Raw genomic sequence first — 18,304 nt, 5'->3', positions numbered from 1 at the left:
CAAATCGCCGCGCATCGAGCTGCGCCATCGGTCTGCATAGCTCACCATCTACACAGGCTTGGCCGCGAGGTCTTGGATGATGGTGTCGATCGCAATGCCTTCGTTGCGATAATATGTGCTTTTGGTAGGCGCGTTGGGCTCGGTGAGCCAGCCTCCGCTGTGATGCAGCGCAATCAGGTTCCAGTCGGTGTCGAAGACCGGCGAGCCCGACGAACCCGGCAGTGTGTCGGTGAGATACTGGACGCGGCCGCCGCCGACGAAGGCCACGACATTGGCGACGAACGAAATCTGTTTCTGCGCACCGCCGGGATGCTGGATGATGTTGACATGGTCGCCGGCCTTGACGGTCATGGGTTTCAATTCCAACTCGCCCCATTTGGAGGCATCGCCCTTGATGCGGACGGCGGACCAATCATTGTCCTTGGAGGTACGAAGAGGCACGGCGATGTCGATGTCGAACTGGTCGAGCGGCGCGTCGAGCCCGGCAACGGTGCGCTGATAGTTGAACTGGACCACCGTGCCCGCCAATGAAGCGCCGTCAGGCAAGACATGGTTGTTGGTGATCAGTATCCCGCCGGTGGTCATGAAGCCGGTGCCGGAGCTGCCATCCGCACGCTTGATGCGCACCACCGATCTTGCCCTGATGAGGCCAAGTTCCAGATAGCTGATCGGCACCAGCGTACTCTTGTCGCCAAGGATTTTTTCGAGCTGGGCCGGCGCCGTCGCGCCGCTCCAATTGGCGGTCGCGGGGCCTTCGACCGGCGGAGGCGGGGCGTGCTGCTTTGCCTGCAGCAGTGCCTGGTCGCCGGGATTCTCTTCGAGTGCAAAGGCGACTAGGTCGTCGGCCCTGGTCTCCTGCTTTGCGCGCTGGACAATCGCAAACCAGTTGTTGATCGCCTTGTTGTCAAAGGCGATCTGGGCCGTCGAAAGACCGACACCTTTGGCAACACGCACGCCGTCGCCGATCATCGGGTAGAGGTTGGCGAGGATGCGGTTGAGACTGTTCAGTTCGGATTGCGTCCATTCGGTCATGGGATTCCCTCCGACCCTAAGCCTTCTTCTTCCGCTTGCGTGATCCCGCCCGAATCGCAATTTCGGTGCCGCGAACCGTTTCGTACTGGTCGGCATCGATCAACGATTGGTCGAAGCTGACGCCGGTCATTTCGGAGATTTCGGTCAGCGGGTACATGGCGCCGATGAACTCGTCGGAGACGGCAAACTCCAGCTCCGTGTCCGACAGATCCTGTTCGAGCACGAAGCCATAACTGGCGATGCCGTCACTGACGCGGGCGACCACCACCTTCCAGAAGCGGCGCGGCACCGGCGCGCGAAGACTGGTGCCTTTGGAACCCTTGCCGGCAAAGGTCCGGTCATCATCGGCGAGGACCGGCCCGGCGAAGACGCAAAGCCGCTCGCTCGCCGCCTCCGACAGGACGTGATTCTCGAGATCCCCCCAGTTCTTCTCGCCGCTGTCGGAGCGGTTGTAGCCTTCGACCTGGGGCGAGCAGTTGGTGACATGGAAGGAGCAGACATTGCCCCTGAGCAGCAGCTCGAAGGTGCTGCCCCAGGCCACGTCATCGCGCCTGACGATATGGCCCTTGTCGAAGGCGCCCTGATCCTGGGTGTAGAAGACGTCGGGGATCTGGTACTTGTCGTCGAGCCGCAGATCCGGGAACCAGCGCTCGCTGAACAGGCCGCCGCGCGAATAGTTGCGGCCCTTTTCCGGCTCGCGCAGATTGCTCTCCTCGGTGACGTTGGAGGCGGTGAACAGCGCCAGCCGCCGCTTTGCGTGCATCTTGAGCGAAAAATTCTGGTAGTCTAGCCGCGTGCCCCCGTCTCTAAGTGGCGCCAGCACGGAGAGGTCGGTGGCCTCAGGCATCGGCACAACGACCGGCGCGAGTTTAGTGCCGCCAGAGAGAAATTTCTCGTCGTAGCCCTTATAGCCGGCATAGTCCGCGACCGTTTTGGGAACGAATGCGCCGCCTGGAGGGGTCGGCTTGGCCGCTTCGAGCTCGACCAATTCCGTGACCGCTTCATGGGCAGGCGTTGCGCCGAGCGAGACGGTGATGCGCAACGGCACTTCGAAGGTGACGCTGCCGCCCGGCGAAACGACGACGCCTCCGGATGGAGGCGTCTGGGTGGCGACGCCCGGGATCTGCTGGACGCCGCCGACTTCAACCAGGTTTACGCCCTCGGCCGGCGACCCAGTGTCCGCCTTGTTCCACCATGCGCCCCAATCGTTGGGGCCGCCGCTGGCGGCGCCGGCGAAATTGAGGCCGAGGTCGACGACACGCTGGTCCTTGGCGAGCGCGCCGGTGGGCACGGCGTAGTTGCGCTCGAGATAGCGGCCGGCGAAATGCAGCGCCACGACCTCGCCGGTGGCGAGGTTGATCATGGCGGTGCCGGAGTTGCCGCCAGTGGTCGAGCAATCATGTGTCGCCGCGCTGACGATCTTGCCGAAACTCTCCGTATCGAAGCCGCCCTGCAGCATGCCCGGTTGCAGGCGCTTGACCTGGAAGCGGTTACGCATGATCTCCGTCTGGACGTCGATCGCGTTGCGATTGTCGAACGCGGGATAGCCGATGGCGACGACCTCCTGGCGCAGCATATCGCGCGCGTCGGCGACGGCGAGCGACAGCGGCGTGATATTGTCGGGCAGGCCTTCGACTTCGAGGATCGCCATGTCCCAATAGGGATGGATCATCCGAACATTGCGGATCTTGAAGACGTTTCCCGCCGCCGAATCGCGCTTGAAGTCGATGCCGGCAGCGCGGCCGCTGATGAATTGCAGATTGCGGTCGCCAAGGCCGTCCGCAAATATCTGCGCCACATGACGGTTGGTCATCAGCAGGTTGCGGCCGACGACGAAGCCCGTGCCGCCGTAAGGGATATTGGTGTTCCACAACAGTTCGATACGCCCGATCGCCGGCAGGGCGGCTTCGATGCGCTGCTTCAATGCGGCCTCGCTGGTAAGCTTCGTCCACAGCGAATGGCCAGGTGTCGGAGCGCCGTCGAAAGTCAGCGTCGTAAAGGTGCCATCCTTGATGTCATAGACCGGCCGCAACTCCGGGATGATTATGGCTTCCAGATCGGAAAGCTGCTCGGGCGCGACTTCGGCGCCCCGCGCGAGGCTCTCCATGCCAGCGCGCGCCGATTCAAACGCCGCCTCCGTCTTGCCGGCTTCCGCAGGCGCAAGGGATTCCAGAGCGCCGCCTGCCATCGTCTCCACGTTGCCGAGGACTGATTCAGTCCCCTCGCCCCCGGTGACGAGATCGAGATATTGACGGATTCGCTGCTCTCTGCTGACCGGCATAGTCGCCCTCAAAGGTTCTGTCGAAGAAAAGAAATGTATTGCCCCATTTTGGACTGGTGCAATTCTGACTGGCAGGCAAGGAAACAAATCAACTCGCGTCGAAGATGACCGGAGTGCAACGTCGGCATGTCTCTTTGCCGCAGTCGCTCGCGCGATGTATGACGCTCGCATTATTTCAGCGATGCTGTATGTGATCTCCGTCACAGACGCTCACGCTGTTTGCGCCCACCTATCGCAACGGGTGGAAGGGCCATTGCGGCCGCTCGGTTTTACAGAAATTTTATCACCTATCCATTTTTATCAGTTGGCGCGTGCACGCGCGGCTCCTCTCGCCGCGCGTGCAGGCGGCTTTCCGCCCGGCACGAGCCAGGCACTGGGCGCGACCACTGCGCCAAGCCTTTACAAGGCGTAATCGCAAGGGATGAACGCCGGCCTTTGACGCGGTGCACTCTTGCCTTAGACTTCGGCCCTTAAACTTCGCCGATTGCGGCAATTGGGAATTTGGAACATGGCTTTTGGCGGCCCAAACGACAGAAACGATCTGCCGCGCCTGGCACGCATCGATCCAAAGCTGTTCGATATCCTGTTCAGCGGCTGCAAGGTCGAGCGCTACGCCGCCGGCCAGCATCTGTTCGTCCAGGAAGATGCCGCCGACCGGATCTACGGGGTGATGAGCGGCACGGTGGAAATCTCGATCTATTCGCCTGGCGGGCAGAAGCTGGTGGCCAATATCGAGCTGTCGCGCAGCCTCGTCGGCGAGATCGGCGCGCTTGACGGGCGGCCACGCACCGCCACCGCCATCTGCCTGACCGCTTGCGAGCTGGTTTCGCTCAGCAGGACACAACTATTTGATCGCATTGAGAAAAATCCACCGCTGGCACGCGCGATGATCGAACTTCTGTGCGCCCGGCTGCGCTGGGTCAGCGGCGAACTCGGCGACCAGGCCTTCTTCGGCATCGAGGCGAGGCTCGCCAAACGCCTGGTCTTCCTGGCCAAGGTGATGGCCGACAGCGCCGGCTGGATTCCGATCTCGCAATCGGAACTCGGAGAATTCCTCGGCGCCACGCGCGAGTCCGTCAACAAGACGCTCAACGACTGGCGCAACCGCTCGTTCATTGCCATCAAACGCGGCGGCCTGCGCATCACCGACACCGGGGCGCTGCGCCATATCGCCGAATCGCAGGACGACGACTGACGCCGAATCAGAGCCGCGAAATCAGATATCGCAACGCCGAGCGGCTGGGCATGAAGAAATACCCACCCCCCTTGGTGGTGACGAATTGCGGCATGTCACGGAGCGTCGTGACCTTTTCCCATGACGGAATGGTGAACCTGCCATCGCCGCCGCGCGAACCAATCGTCGGGTCCTTTTCAGCGACGAGGCCCTGGAACGTGGCCGACGAAACCCAGGTCTGCTGAATGAATTCGTACTGGCGCTCTATGTCGGCGTTGAGGCACATGAACAGCAGCCCCTTTTCGACCTTGCCATTCTTGCCGTCCTGCTTCTGATAGGTGCGGCCGACCCGCAGGATACGATGGCGCTTGCCGATATTGATCTGCGTATCGCGGTCCTCACCCAGCGAGTCGCGTGGGTTGGAACGGCGAATGTGGGCACCAAGCGGGCAGCGATGGCCTTGCGGATCCTCGGCGCCAGCGGCGAAGTTGTTGTCGACGACGCGTCCCGGATGATCGGGGTTGCGCACCAGCGAGCTACCGTTCTGCCAGCGGCCGAGCATCTTGGCGGCAATCCAGTCTTGCGTGATGGCTTGGTTGCCGAGTTGGCTCGCGACCAAGGCTGCAGCCTTTTTGCAGTAGTTGTTGAAGACGTCGACGTGCTGCTCGAACTGGCGAATAACCAGGAATGAACCGTTGCGCCCGAAATCGCGCGGCGGTGGCGGCAGGCCCGGAATCAGCCGGCTACGGCGCACCTGCGAAAGGATTCCAGTCCGATCGCGTGATGCGCTTACCGAGGGCGAGGCTGGATAGAACCCATGCTCATCACGATAGCCGAACAGGAACTCGCCGGGCGCGACCAGATGCATGGGCGCGGCGCCCCTGCTGGCGCGGGTCGTGCCCCGGACAATCGGCTGCGAAATCCCGTCCGCGAAACCGAAATGCTCGTAGGCTGGCCCACGTTCCGACCGACCGTCACGCTTTGCCCCGTCGGACGATTTCGTCTTCGTGTCGGTCGGACCCCGGTTTACGGCGAGCGGCAGTTCGGCGACGACCTTCATGCCTGCACCGGTCGTCTTTCGTCTCACGGTGGCAATCTCGGTCTTCAACCGTCCCGGGTCTTCAGCATAGCAGACGATGACCAGGTCCACAGGGTTCTCCAGCGACCCCCACTCCCATTCGTCCGGGCCGTCGCGGCCTCGGTCGTCCAGTATGCGCCCACGCTCGGGGTTGCCCATGCCATGGCGAAAGGCGATCGGAAATGTTTCCAGTGGATCGCCCTCCACACCCTCGTCGAGCCCAAACTGCCGCAGGCCACCGGGACCAAAGGCGACTATCATAGCGCGCCCGGCGGGCCTGCCTTCGCCGAAACTCGTCTGCTCGACGACGAAATCGAGCCAGGCTCTGCGCTTGGGCGCCGGCAACTTGTCCGGCACCCGGATCGCAAGCATATGCGAATAAGCGAGCGGGCCGAGCGGGCCGAAGAAGATGGACTGGATCTCGCCGGTTTCCAGCTGCTGTTCGAGAGGCGCCGGAAAGGCAGAGCTGATATTGGCCAGCAGCGAAGTGGTCTTTTGAACGGTGGTTGTTTCGCTCGCCGGGCGCCGTAGCGAACCGAACAAGCTCAGCCAGTCGCGCGCCTCGTTGCCGACGGCGGAAGCAATGCCGCGCCTGACCCGGGAATTGATCCGGATGCGCTCTGTGTTGATTTGGGGATAGGCGGAGTACCAGAACAGGGTCGGCACCTGCTGGCGCCGCGCCCAGCGCTTGAAACGATCGCCGTCGCGCGCGCCGTCCAGGAACAGCCATCGTGTGCGTGGATAGCCCACGGTGTTGCTCCACACGCCGGTGAGGCCAGCGGACGCCTTGGCGATGAAGTCCTCAAGATAGCTTTCCCAGCTGCCGCCGTAGTTGGAGAAGAACATCAATCGTTTGGAGCCGGGCAGCAGTATCCAGCGGGCGAAATGGATGGTGTTGATGGTGTTGAGGAAGCCTGGCTTGAATACCTTCTGGGCAGCTATCGAGATCAGGTAGAAAGAAAACCTGAGCGCCAGCCGCCGCAGGATGCCGGCCTTCATCGTCGAAATCGCAGTCAGATGGTTCTGTGCCGCGTGGCCCTCCTTGACGAGTATCGCGTTCAATTCAGATATGCCGATCGATGTGCTTTCCGGCCGATCCCTGTCCTCGCGGCGTCGCAGCGCCAGCAAGCACGAAAACGCCAGCAGCGCCGCTGCCACCAACACTCCAAGTCCGGACAACAGAAGTGAGGTGATTGCCACGGCTATAGCGGTGAAGGAGATTTCCTGGGAACTGATGTCGATAGATCTGCCGAACACCACACTGTAGGTCATGTACCAGCAAGCAGCCCAGATGATCGCCACCGTGACGAAGACCGGTGGTACCAGCAACGTCGTCATCAGAGCACGGCCCCAATGACCCGGCGGCTTTTCCAGCAGGCTCTCGGCCGGCTCGAACGCCCAGGCAAACGTCTCTAATGACTGGACATGCTGGCGAACTTCAGCGAGCACGGCAGGAGCGTTGCCGGCGCCTTTGCGTGGCCGCTCGACGATGTCGCGCACGGCTTCGAAAAGCTGCTGCTCGGCCTTGATACGCTGGACCGAGTGCCCCGGCGTGCCCGAAAACACCAGTCCGGCATTGCTGCCGAAGGACGGCGATATGTCGACATTGTGCTTGCGCAGGAAATCGTTCAATGCGCCGCCATCGCGCAGATCGCAGACATCCTTGAAGATCGGCCGTAGCCGGTGCCCGATGGCGTGCGTGACCGCATCGATGACATCGTCGATGCTGCCGTCACCGGAAATCTCGAGAACCAGAGCTCCTTTTTCCTGACCGGAATCAGCGCCGATCTCGCCGGTGCCGACCACGGTCAGGCTGGTGAAGTGGACGGTGCCGGCAATGTCGAGCGCGGTGCGGATATCTTCGACGGCCGGGTTGCCGAGGCTGGCAACCTTGTCGCGGACAGCATCCAGCGACGCGGATCGGGTGACCGGGCAGACCACCGTCACCATAGACTGCGTTACGGTGCGGCAGAGTTCTGCCCGTTCGAAATCGACCTTGAGGGTTTCGGGATAGGCGCCGATGCGGGTCATCCGCCCGGCCTTGCCGGGCATGCGGCGCACGCCCTGCTTCTGGAACAGGGCGCGCAGGCTTTCGCCGATCTGGATCCTGGCAATCTCGGCGCCGATGCACTGATGAATGCCGTGGCCGAACACCATGTAGTCGCGATGCGGGCGCGATGTGTCGAACTGGTCCGGGTTCTGCACGGCGTCGGCATCGAACATCGCCGACAGCGTCGCCGGCATCACCACCGTGCCGGCCTTCACCAGGCGCTCGCGGCGCGTACCCTTGCCGATGATCGCGTCGCGGGCCGTGTAGCGCCAGGGGCCGACCCAGATCGGCTTGAAGCGCATGGCTTCAAGGACGGCCCTGTCGAGCTTGGCGGTATCGTTTTCGGCCAATGCGGCATCGATAGCCTGCCTTGCGTCGGGCCGCGACAGGATCACGTCGAGGCAATTGCCGGCGGCCAGCACATTGGTCGGGACGAAGCCGGCGATCATGCCCAGCATGATCGAATTGAGGTCGTCCCGCGACAGGCGGCCCTGATCCATCTGGACAACCAGCCTCGCCAGCGGTTGCTCGGCCTTCAAGCCCCGGTCCCTAGCCGACTGGATGGAGCGATCGATGACTTTGAAAAGACGGTCGCCCGCCACCACTGCGAGTTCGCGCATGACGGGGCTCGCCGTCGGGTCCGAAAAGAACAGCGCACTCAGCGCGATCGCCCAGTCGGCGAATTCGGATTCATCGTCCATCTCGACGCCGAAATAATCGCGGCAGATGTGCACCGGGACGATCTTCATCAACCTGGAGATCGCATCGAAGCCGGGGCTGGCGCGCGTCATGATCTCTTGCGAATGACGCGCCGCGATCGGCCTGACGGCGGCTTCGACCTCGGCCGGCGGGAATGCACTCAGCACCGACGATTTCATGCGCCGGTAGTCGGCGCCGTCCTGCATGCCGAGGATGAAGTTCGATCCGCGGGCAAGCTCGGTCATTTCCGGGCCGTATGGGGTCTGGAATTCGTCGCCGCGCTCCAATATGTCGCGGACATCGGCGTTCTTGGTGACCACGAGAACACCGAAGAGCTTGCCGGTCGGGCGGATACGCCGCAACAGGGAAAGCGCCCAGCGGGGGTCTTCGGCCAGAGACCCGACGATGCGCGCAATCAGCCCTGTCTTGCGGATCCGGCCGAGATCGAACGGCGGCATTTCCGACAGCGGGCGCTGGTTTTTCTGGGCCACGCGAATAGCGTCGAAATACTTCAGTTCGGTCATGCGCGTTCAAGCCCCCCGGCTATCCACGTTATTGCGATGCCGGCCGTTCAACGCCTAGGTTTGCATCGGTTGCACGTATGTGAATCTTTTCACAGTTGGTCCATGTTCCAGCCAGCATTGACGCCATGTTCATTTGGCCAGTCGGAAATTGGCGACGAGGATCTCGTTCGCGGCCTTGTCCGTGAACGGTATCCAGCGCACACGCTGTTCTGAAAAATCGGGATGCCGGGTGGTGAAAATGGTCATCTCGCGCCGCGCCTGTTCCGGCCGGCCGCTTCGCATCAGCGCGCCGATCTTCAGGAACCTGGAATAGAAATAGCCGGGAGACAGGTTGAGCGAGCGGTCAGCGGCAGCGATCGCCGCCGGCCAGTTCTCGACCAGACAATAGGCCGCCGTCAGTTCCCCCAGATTGTGGAAGCGGTAGAGGTCGAACGGGCTCAATCGCTCGGTATCGAGAAAGAACGGTATCGCGGTCGCGGCATTGCCGAGCAGCAGCTGGGCGCTGCCCATGGCCGAGCGCGCGAAGGCAAAGCTCGGATTGATGTGGATCGCTTCCTCGAGATGGTCGACGGCCGACCGCGGTTCGCCGCGCATGATGTCGACGGCGCCGAGATGGGCGTGCGGGCGCGCATCCAGGCTGTCCACCAGCAACGCCTTGCGGGCAAACTGCTCGACCTTGTTCAAATCGTCGCTGTCGCCGAAACGCAGCCATGCCCGCCAGAAATACCACCACGCCAGTTCGTTGAGCACGGCGCTCGAGTTGGCGTCCTCGCGGTAGGCCTTCTGGAAGAACTCGAGTGCGGTTTCGGTGTCGCCGCGGGTGCGCCGGTTCATGTGCCAGCGGCCCCGTCGCACCAGTTGCCAGGTCTCCAGGCTTTCCCAGGGAACCTGGAAGGTGCGTGCCTGTTCCGCCCGGTCGACCTCCTTGTCGAGGATCGAAACGATCTCAGCGCCGATCTGGTCGCGCAGGTTGAAGATGTCGACCAGATCGCGATCGAAGCGCTGCGACCACACCAGCCGCCCGTTGGACGCGTCGGCCAGCGAGGTGTTGAGGCGGATCTGGCCACCATTGCGCATCAGCGTGCCGCTGACGATGTAGCGCGCGCCGAGCGCGTTGCCGATCACGCGCGTGCCCAGCGTGTCGTCGCGGAACTGGAAGCTGGAGCCCTTGGCGATGACCGAGAGCCATCTGGTGTTGGATAGACCATAGATGATGTCCTCGGCGATGCCGTCGGCCATGTAGCCGATGTCATGCTCGCCGCCATCGGCGTGGAAGGGCAGGACGGCGATCGCCGGCGGCCCCTTGGACGACAGCTTCTGCTGCGCATTGGCCTGGGGAATGGCCGCGAACGACGCCGCCGGCGAGGATCCGTTGCCGCTGCGGCCGGCGATCAGAACGCGCACCGGCAAGGCGATGTTCTTCAGCATGAATTCGCCGAGATCGGTGAATTCGGCCGCCGTCTTGTCCTTCACATGGTGCCAGGTCGTCTCCGAAACGGCGAGACCGTTGCCCGGCGCGAATTCCTGGATTCTCGCCGCGATGTTGACGTCGTCGCCGTAGAGGCGGCCACCACGCACGATGACGTCGCCGGTGTTGATGCCGGCGCGAAACGGCATGCGCATATCGTCGGCAACCTCGGCGTTGAGGGCGACGATGCGGCCCTGGAAATCAAAGGCCGCGCGCAACGCCTCGATCGGATTGCCGAACTCGGCCATGATGCTGTCGCCGGCGTCGCCGAACGTGCGGCCGCCAAATGTGCCACAGCTGTCGGCGATGATGTCGCGCCGTTCCTCGAATGCCGCGACAGCAAACTCGTCGTCGATGCCCATCAGCCGCGAGAACCCGACGGCATCGATAGAAATGATTGTCGCCAGCTGACGGGTGTAGTTCCGTACAGCCATGTTCGAGCCCCCGCTCCCTTTCTGGTTCTGGTCCAGCACAGGCGACGACCCGTTCCTGAAACACTTCGCCGCGCGCTGAGAGATGAAGATTCCGGCGGGGTTGGCGCGCCATGCCACCCCGCCAGGACCAGAAGTCTAGCAGGGTCTTTGGCAAAGCTCTACCACCATCGGGTTGTCCAGCGCGGGCCGTGGCAGCACTCATGGTTGGCCGGCGGTTGGCGCAAATATGGGCGTGCCGTCGCTCTGAGCGCCGCGATCCAGGGCTTCACGGAACCTGCGCGACGTCACATCTCGGAACAAACTGTGCTGCCTGCGAGTTTCCGGTGCGGTTCAATACCAAATGAGGGTAATCATGCGAAATCTTGTTCTGGCGACCGGTGTCGTCGTTCTTCTGGCCGGCTCAACGGCCTTTGCCGCGGATGACAGCCCACTGCCGCCGACGAATGCCCAGAAACTGTCGGCAATCATCGCCAAGGTCGAGCAGCGCGACGGCTTTCGCTATGTGAAGGAGGTCGACTGGGACAAGGACGGGTACACCGTCACCTATTACACCGCCGACAAGGCGAAAGTCGAAATCACCTTCGATCCCGTAACAGCCGAACCGAAATAGCGCTGATACCGCACCGCTTCGGCAATTCCGTCCGCCGCGTTTTTTGCCTACGATGGTGGCAGTTGTCGGACAACGGGGCGACCATGCTTTCTTCCAATCGAATTGCCAACTCGCTTGCGCTTGTCGTTGCACTGGCTGGCGCGGCGGTCTGCCTTGGTCCAGCGCGTGCCGACGGGCCATCCTTCGACTGCCGCAAAGCCAGCCTGCCGGTGGAAAAGGCGATCTGTGCCGACCCGCAACTGTCGGCAATTGATGCCTTGGTCGCCAAGGCCTTTACGGGTTTCGAGCCAGCCTTTGGCCGCGACAAGCGCAAGATCGCCCGTGCGCTCATCACTGACAGGAACGCCTGCGGGCAGGATGCCGCCTGCATCGTCAGCGCCCAGAACAATGCGCTGCAGACCTACGGCAATGCGCCGTCCTGGGTGCAGGATTACAACATCGCCCTGATCGGCAAGAAGGCGCTCGACACCGCAGCCCGCCATCCAGGCAGCCCCGACCAGCCCCTGCCCTCGTCGATCGGGCAATGCGCCTTCACCCACATCACGGCGCTGACTACGCGGCTTGGCGACGACCCGCTGGAAACGGCCAGTCCTGAAGCCGGCAGTGTGACGCGGTTCAGCAATGGCGGCGCCGGGGTTTCCTACGAGCGGGAGCCTGGCCTTGCCAGTTCGAAAGCCGGCGATCCTGTCGTCATGTGCCTGATATCGATCCCGAGGGATTGTCCGCAGGGCGACGAGCGCGGGCGGGTCTATTACGGCGTCGACCTCACGATAAAAGGCACATGGATTTTGCCGGATTCGCAACATCTATGCGGCGGCGCCTGAAGATTTGCCGCAAAGCACTGCTGGATGCACTCTTGCGCCGATCCGCCTTTGATGGCTGAGTGCGCGTAACAGTTGCAGGGCACGGGGGTGCATGGCCATGGTTAAGCATGTTTTGAAGCGCATCCTGATGATGCTTGCCGGCTATTTCGTTTCGGTGCTGATCGGATTGTTCGCGGTCGTGGCGATATATTGCGCACTCGCCGTATTGCCCAACGCGCCGGACTATTTCGGCGCCATGCAATTTTCGCCCATTGTCGTGCTGCTGTGGCCGCCGCTCGGCATGGTCGTCTATTTCTTGACGATCGTGCTGACCGGCCTGCAGACGCTGATCTTCGCGCTGCTCGCCGAATTCTTTGCCCTGCGCAATTTCCTGGTGCACATGCTGTTTGGCGCCGCTGCCGCTGCAGCCGGCTTTTTCCTGGTCTGGCCGGCCGCGGAAGAGGATGCCGGACGCTGGGCCGATATCGGCATCATCGCCGCCGCCGGCCTCGTAGCCGGTCTGGTCTATTGGCTGATCGCGGGCCGCGACGCCGGCTTCCGGCGTCCGCTCATCCAGCGCTGATCGCAGGAAACGGGCGACCGTCCATCGGCCAAAAATCTAATAAAACCAGAGAGACAAAGTGAGTTCCTCGTTCGTTGAACGAGGAACTCCGCTGGTTTCAGCTCGTCGGCGAGCGCACCGCTTCAGTCGCTTCCAGCGCCTGCATCAGCCGCGTGTCGCGGTCGTAGACATCGTTGAAATATTCGACTTTGCCGGACAGGTCCGGCCAGGCAGTGAAGTAGGAGACATAGACGGGAATCGTGCGTGTCACGTCTTCGCTGGCATGGCCGTGCTTGAGCTTTTCGGCGATGTCGTCGACCGAGACGCCGAGCACCGCCGCCGCCATCCCACGTGGATCCTGAAGGCGAATACAGCCATGGCTGAGCGCCCGCATATCGCGCTGGAAGAAGGATTTTTGCGGCGTGTCGTGCATGTAGATGGCGTGCTTGTTGGGGAACAGGATCTTCAGTTCGCCCAGCGCATTGGCTTCGCTCGGCTGCTGGCGCACGCTGTAGGGAATGTTGGCGCCGTAGGCGCCCCAATTGACCGAGGAAGAGGGAACCCGCCTGCCGCGCGAGTCGGTCACCTCGTAGCCGGCACGGTCGAGATAGCCCGGATCGCCACGCAGCCTTGGCAGCATCTCGTTGACGATGATCGACTGCGGCACGCCCCAATAGGGATGGAAATCGACCTGCTTGATCTCCTTGAAGAAGAAGGCGGTCTGGTTGGTGGTCCGGCCGATGACGACGCGGGTCTTCAGCTTCTCCTCGCCATTGTCGATATAGCTGGCGGTGAAGGCGGGCTGGTTGATGAACACCCGCGGGCTGCCGAGATCGGACGGCATCCAGCGCAATTCTTCCAGCGCGACCTGCACCTTCTGCAGCCTGTCGGCCTTGGACGTGCCGGCGAGCGAGGCGACGGTGCGCGGGCCGATGACCCCATCGCCCTTCATGCCGGCCTTCACCTGCACGGCCTTGATGATCGGAACCAGTTCGGGAACATAGACATCGCTGGTGCCGAGACGAGACAGGATCTCGCCATAGGCGCCGCCCATCTCGTCGTCGAGATTGCGCGCGATCAGCGTCAGCAGCTTCGGCAGTTCGGCGCTGGTCTCGCCGGGCTTCAGCAACAGCTTGGGATCGACGACGATTTCGTTTTCGGCGCTCGCCTGCAGCGATTCAAGTTCGACGCGCAGCGCCTGATATTCCGCGTTCTGCGGGTGCCGCGATTCGAGGTAGGTGCGCACTTCCTGGGTGTGGGCCAGCGTCTTGAGCGCGCCTTCCATGTCGACCGGCTTCGGCGGAAATTCATAGTAGCCGGTGATGCGATTGGGATCGACGCGCCCGCTCTGGGCGTCACGGGCATAGCGCAGCACGCGCGCCGACAGCGCCATCTCGAAGCGGACGAGTTCCTTCAGATGGGCGTCGGCATCGACTGCCGATGCGTTGGCTGCCGGCACCTCGACCGTGTAGTCGGCCGACGTGAGACCATAGCTTGCGGCTTCGCCAAGCACCCGCACCGCATCCTGGGCGCGGGCATTGGGATTGCCCTCGTTCACCCAGATGAAATCAGGATTGGCAGAGTAATAGGCAATCAGTGCCTTGGCGATATCGGGCTCGGCATAGAGTTCATAGTCGCTGAGGCCTGCAACGGCTTCGCGGAAGGCGGTGCTGGTCGCCGACGGAACAAAGGCGGCGTCTTCAGCTGTTGCCACCTGGGGAGGTGCTGCCACCAATGCGGCAAAGTCGACGCGCACCAGCCGGTCGGCCTTGTAGGTGTAGTAGGACGGGCTGCTGATCCTGGTGCCGCCACCGCCCGATACGGCGGGCTTCGGCTTGCGCTTCGGCGGCGGCGGGAATTCGCCTTGCGGCCTGTGCTTGACGCCACCGCCGAACAGCATGTCGAACAGGCCTTGCGCGCTTGCCTGCGGCACACCGAAGGCCAGTGCTGCCGCCACTGCAAGCGGCATCACGGTGGCTTTATTTCCGAGGAATTTCATTAATCACCCGCTCCGGCTGCAAGCCGGCTCCCGTTCCGCGCCGCTAGACGATCTTGCCAACCGCATGGCGGATGTAAGGCGCTACTATACCGATTCATACCGATTTCGTTAAGCTTCCATAAATTTCCGCAGGCCTGTTGCAGAACGGTTTCACAACATCGTGACGTCTGGAGCGGCGTTGCCGCTCCAGACCGGTCAAAGCGGCCGCTGCTTCAGGCGTTGGCGCCACCGTCGATGGTGAGCGCGGCGCCGGTGACGAAGCGCCCTTCCGGACCGGCGAGCCAGGCAACCATGCCGGCGATCTCGTCAGCCTTGCCGAAGCGGGGCGTCGCCATCTTCCGCCGCTGGTGTTCGGCATGCGGGCCTTCGGCCGGGTTCATGTCGGTGTCGGTCGAACCGGGATGAACGACGTTGGCGGTGATGCCGCGCGGACCGAGGTCTCGCGCCAGCGCCTTGGTCAGGCCGACCAGCGCAGCCTTGCTGGTCGAATAGGCGCTGAGGCTGGTGTCGGTGACGCGCTCGGCCAGATTGCTGCCGATCGAAATGATGCGGCCGCCCTCGCCCATGTGAGCCGCTGCCGCCTTCGAGGCTACGAACGGCGCTCTCAGATTGACCTCAATGGTCTCGTCAAAGTCGGCCAGCGACATCTGTTCGATGGGCGCCGCGCGCCAGATGCCGGCGCTGTTGACCAGGATGTCGAGCCGGCCGAAGGCATTCACCGCCTCGGTGACCGAGCCTTCGATGGCGGCAGCGTCGCGATTGTCGGCTTGGATGGCGATCGCGCGACCACCTGCCGCTATAATCTCGGCGACGACAGCTTGGGCCGGCGCCGAGCTGTTGACGTAGGTGATGGCGAAGTCGGCGCCATCGGCCGCAAGCCGTTTTGCTATCGCAGCACCTATGCCGCGGCTGCCGCCGGTGACCAGTGCTGCCTTGCCGTTCAATCCGTTCGCTGACATGTCATTTCCCCGTTATGTAACGATCGATACATAAATATCTGGCAACCTTGCCTGGCGATGTCAAGTGAATTATGTATCGATCAACACAGAAAGATCGTCATGCCGGAAAGAGGCCGCCCCCGCACCTTCGATCGAACCGCCGCCTTGCGGCAGGCGATGGAGCTGTTCTGGGCCAAAGGCTATGAGGGCACCTCGATCGCAGACCTGACCGCGGCGATGGGGATCAGCTCGCCCAGCCTCTATGCCGCCTTCGGCAGCAAGGAGGCGCTGTTTCTGGAAGCGACCGAGTATTACACCCGCAACGAAGGCACCGAGATCTGGAGCGCGCTGGACGAAGCGCCGACGGCATGCCAGGCGATCGAGAATTTCCTGCGTCAGACGGCAAAAGCGTACTCTCAGGACGACCGCCCGCAGGGCTGTCTCATCGCACTGGGCGCACTGCACCAGGATTCAAGCAGCGGCGCGATCTGCGATGATTTGCGCCGCCGCCGCGCCGAAAACCACACCCTCTTGCTGAGACGGCTGGAACGCGGTGTGGCGGAAGGCGAATTGCCGGCGGGCTTCGACAGCAACGCGGCGGCGACCTTCTATGCGACGGTCCAGCACGGCATGTCGATTCAGGCCCGCGACGGCGCCTCGTGCGACGCGCTCATGGCCACAGTGGCCGGAGCGATGGCGGCGTGGCAGGGGCTGGTCGGAACAGCGTGACAAAGCGCGGAGCTTGTGCTGGAAATCCAGTCGGCGGCGAAATGCGCCGGGAGGGATCATCCGTGAAAAAAGGGTATCGCGAGTTGCTCGACGAGGCCAATGCCGAGATCGAGGTGGTCTCGCCCGAGGAAGCGGCCGGGCTGCTCGACGACGAGGACACCATCTTCGTCGACCTGCGCGATCCACGCGAGATCGAGCGGGACGGCCAGATCCCCGGCGCCAAACATGTCACTCGCGGCATGCTGGAATTCTGGATCGATCCCGAAAGCCCTTACCACAAGCCGTTCTTTGCCTCGGGCAAAAGCTTCGTCTTCTTTTGCGCCGGCGGCTGGCGCTCGGCGCTGGCCGCCAAGACGGCGCAGGATATGGGGCTGTCGCCGGTCAAGCACATCCTTGGCGGCTATACCGCCTGGAAGGCGGCCGGATTGCCCGTCGAGCCGGGCGGCAAGAAGAACGGTTAGCTCACCGCTCCGGCGTTGTCGGAGTCGACAATACACCCATTGGAATCAATGCAGTATCGGCTCGCGCTCGTTTTTGACAAAAGTCACAGCGCGTTCGACAACACCTTTGTCGGCGAGAATGCGACGGTGGCCGAGCCCATCGGCCCAGTGCAGCCGCACATGGCTGCCGGCGCCGGCATAACGTGTGGCATGATCGGCGGGGACTTCGCGGTCGTCCGGCGCGTGGATGACCAGCGTCGGCACCGGCGCCTCAGCCAACTGGCGGTCGCCGGTGAATTCATGCAGCGGCCGGCCCGACAGCCTTTTCACCTGATCGGCCATGGAAACCTGCGAACGCGGACCGACATTGAGCATGCGGCTGAAGTCGGCGAAGATCGCCGGCAGGGAACTTGGCGCGGCGACCAGCACCAGCCGCTCGGCCGCGACGGGCTGGATACCCTTGATCGAACCGGCAATGGCATTGGCGGCGACGGCGCCACCGAAGGAATGGCCGACGATCGCCTTGAACGGACCGAACCATTCGCCGGCGACCCTGACCGCCTCGACCGCATTGACCATGTTGAGATGCCGGCCCAGCGACTGGCCATGGCCCGGCAGGTCGAGCGAGGCGACCCGGTAGCCCGCATCGCGAAAACCTTCGATCAGAGCGCGCATATATTCCGTGCGCGAACGCCAGCCATGGACGACCAGCACCGTGCCGGCGGACGCCCTGCCCGGCTCGGGCCGGAATTCGTGCACCATGACGCAGCCGGCCTTGGTCGTAAGCCGATGATGGCGCGCCTCGGCCATGAAGCCGGCGGCGCGGTCGACCGCACGCCGCTCGCCGTCACTGAGCGCCTTCACGCTCGGCGTGCGGCAGAACAGTTCGAAGGCGGCGCGCCCGCTCAGGCGGGGCGCCACATGCTCGGCGGCGCGGAACACGCCCCGGATGACCTTCAGTCCAAATGATGCCATAGTGGCGATCCATCCATTCCGTTCAAGCATGAACATAATAGTTCAAACATGAACATTAAACAAGAGCTGCCCTGGGACAACCCGCGCTTTCGCAACTGGGTCGCGGTGGCGCGCGCCTGCCATGTGCTGGAGCGTGCGCTGGCGGTAAAGCTGGCGCCGCTGGATCTCAAGCCGGCGCAGCTCGACGTGCTGATGAACCTCTATCGCCATCCCGGCATGTCGCAGCACGATCTCGCCCGCAAACTGCTGGTCGGCCGCTCCAACATCACCATGCTGTTGCCGCAGCTCGAGGCGCGCGGCCTGCTGCGCCGCGAAGGCGACGAGAAGGACAAGCGCGTCCTGCGGCTGACGCTTACCGAGGCCGGCACGGAGCTTTTGATGAAGGCGCTGAAGGTGCATATGGCGCTGATCGAAAAGGCGATGAGCCAGTCGACAGCGGAACAGTGCGACATGATCGGCGAACAGATGCGCAAGATCTATGACGTGCTGAAGGATACCTGAGCCGTTC

Annotated in this window: 14 protein-coding genes; 7 read left to right on the top strand and 7 right to left on the bottom strand. The window is 62.9% G+C overall.

Going from position 1 to position 18,304, the window contains the following annotated elements; translation table 11 throughout:
- Positions 1-48 precede the first annotated feature (48 nt).
- Positions 49-1,032, bottom strand: a complete 984-nt coding sequence (locus ACYG9V_RS19960) for a trypsin-like peptidase domain-containing protein (RefSeq protein ID WP_352538315.1) — start codon at positions 1,030-1,032, stop codon at positions 49-51.
- Between the two features lie 16 nt (positions 1,033-1,048).
- Entirely contained in the window at positions 1,049-3,313 is a 2,265-nt protein-coding gene (locus ACYG9V_RS19955) for a DNA/RNA non-specific endonuclease (RefSeq protein ID WP_460222002.1), read from the bottom strand.
- A 508-nt stretch (positions 3,314-3,821) separates the two neighbouring features.
- Here ACYG9V_RS19955 and ACYG9V_RS19950 point away from each other — a divergent pair.
- Positions 3,822-4,508: a Crp/Fnr family transcriptional regulator gene (locus tag ACYG9V_RS19950; protein WP_023682508.1), complete on the top strand. Its 687-nt coding sequence runs from the start codon at positions 3,822-3,824 to the stop codon at positions 4,506-4,508.
- A 7-nt stretch (positions 4,509-4,515) separates the two neighbouring features.
- Here ACYG9V_RS19950 and ACYG9V_RS19945 read toward each other — a convergent pair whose 3' ends face one another.
- The gene (locus tag ACYG9V_RS19945) at positions 4,516-8,838 is read right to left on the bottom strand and encodes a cytochrome P450 (protein ID WP_352763435.1); all 4,323 of its coding nucleotides are present in this window, start codon (positions 8,836-8,838) and stop codon (positions 4,516-4,518) included.
- A gap of 129 nt (positions 8,839-8,967) precedes the next feature.
- The gene (locus ACYG9V_RS19940) at positions 8,968-10,740 is read right to left on the bottom strand and encodes an adenylate/guanylate cyclase domain-containing protein (protein WP_460222001.1); all 1,773 of its coding nucleotides are present in this window, start codon (positions 10,738-10,740) and stop codon (positions 8,968-8,970) included.
- A gap of 352 nt (positions 10,741-11,092) precedes the next feature.
- On the opposite strand from ACYG9V_RS19940, the gene ACYG9V_RS19935 reads away from it, so the two are divergent.
- The 3 genes from ACYG9V_RS19935 (at position 11,093) to ACYG9V_RS19925 (ending at position 12,736) form a co-directional block, all read left to right on the top strand.
- On the top strand, positions 11,093-11,350 hold the full coding sequence (locus ACYG9V_RS19935) for a PepSY domain-containing protein (protein WP_023668990.1): 258 nt from the start codon (positions 11,093-11,095) through the stop codon (positions 11,348-11,350).
- Between the two features lie 83 nt (positions 11,351-11,433).
- On the top strand, positions 11,434-12,174 hold the full coding sequence (locus tag ACYG9V_RS19930; protein WP_023710496.1) for a lysozyme inhibitor LprI family protein: 741 nt from the start codon (positions 11,434-11,436) through the stop codon (positions 12,172-12,174).
- Between the two features lie 91 nt (positions 12,175-12,265).
- Positions 12,266-12,736 (top strand): hypothetical protein, encoded by a 471-nt coding sequence (locus tag ACYG9V_RS19925; RefSeq protein ID WP_023668992.1) that lies wholly within the window; start codon positions 12,266-12,268, stop codon positions 12,734-12,736.
- Positions 12,737-12,833: 97 nt separating this feature from the next.
- On the opposite strand, the gene ACYG9V_RS19920 is transcribed toward ACYG9V_RS19925, so the two are convergent.
- Together ACYG9V_RS19920 and ACYG9V_RS19915 are read right to left on the bottom strand one after the other, a co-directional pair.
- Positions 12,834-14,714, bottom strand: a complete 1,881-nt coding sequence (locus ACYG9V_RS19920) for a L,D-transpeptidase family protein (RefSeq protein ID WP_023668993.1) — start codon at positions 14,712-14,714, stop codon at positions 12,834-12,836.
- Positions 14,715-14,926: 212 nt separating this feature from the next.
- Positions 14,927-15,673 (bottom strand): 3-oxoacyl-ACP reductase family protein, encoded by a 747-nt coding sequence (locus ACYG9V_RS19915; RefSeq protein ID WP_352763439.1) that lies wholly within the window; start codon positions 15,671-15,673, stop codon positions 14,927-14,929.
- 99 nt (positions 15,674-15,772) lie between these two features.
- On the opposite strand from ACYG9V_RS19915, the gene ACYG9V_RS19910 reads away from it, so the two are divergent.
- Positions 15,773-16,381: a TetR/AcrR family transcriptional regulator gene (locus tag ACYG9V_RS19910; RefSeq protein WP_023668995.1), complete on the top strand. Its 609-nt coding sequence runs from the start codon at positions 15,773-15,775 to the stop codon at positions 16,379-16,381.
- Positions 16,382-16,443: 62 nt separating this feature from the next.
- The gene (locus ACYG9V_RS19905) at positions 16,444-16,842 is read left to right on the top strand and encodes a rhodanese-like domain-containing protein (protein ID WP_023730568.1); all 399 of its coding nucleotides are present in this window, start codon (positions 16,444-16,446) and stop codon (positions 16,840-16,842) included.
- A 45-nt stretch (positions 16,843-16,887) separates the two neighbouring features.
- Here the strand turns inward: ACYG9V_RS19905 and ACYG9V_RS19900 are convergent, their stop codons facing one another.
- Positions 16,888-17,796, bottom strand: a complete 909-nt coding sequence (locus tag ACYG9V_RS19900; RefSeq protein WP_023668996.1) for an alpha/beta hydrolase — start codon at positions 17,794-17,796, stop codon at positions 16,888-16,890.
- 48 nt (positions 17,797-17,844) lie between these two features.
- Here ACYG9V_RS19900 and ACYG9V_RS19895 point away from each other — a divergent pair, with 48 nt between their 5' ends.
- On the top strand, positions 17,845-18,297 hold the full coding sequence (locus ACYG9V_RS19895; RefSeq protein WP_023668997.1) for a MarR family winged helix-turn-helix transcriptional regulator: 453 nt from the start codon (positions 17,845-17,847) through the stop codon (positions 18,295-18,297).
- Positions 18,298-18,304 lie beyond the last annotated feature (7 nt).

Source organism: Mesorhizobium sp. W016, from assembly GCF_054719485.1.
The sequence above is the reverse complement of the archived record's forward strand: the minus strand, read 5'-3'. Positions and strand labels throughout refer to the sequence as shown.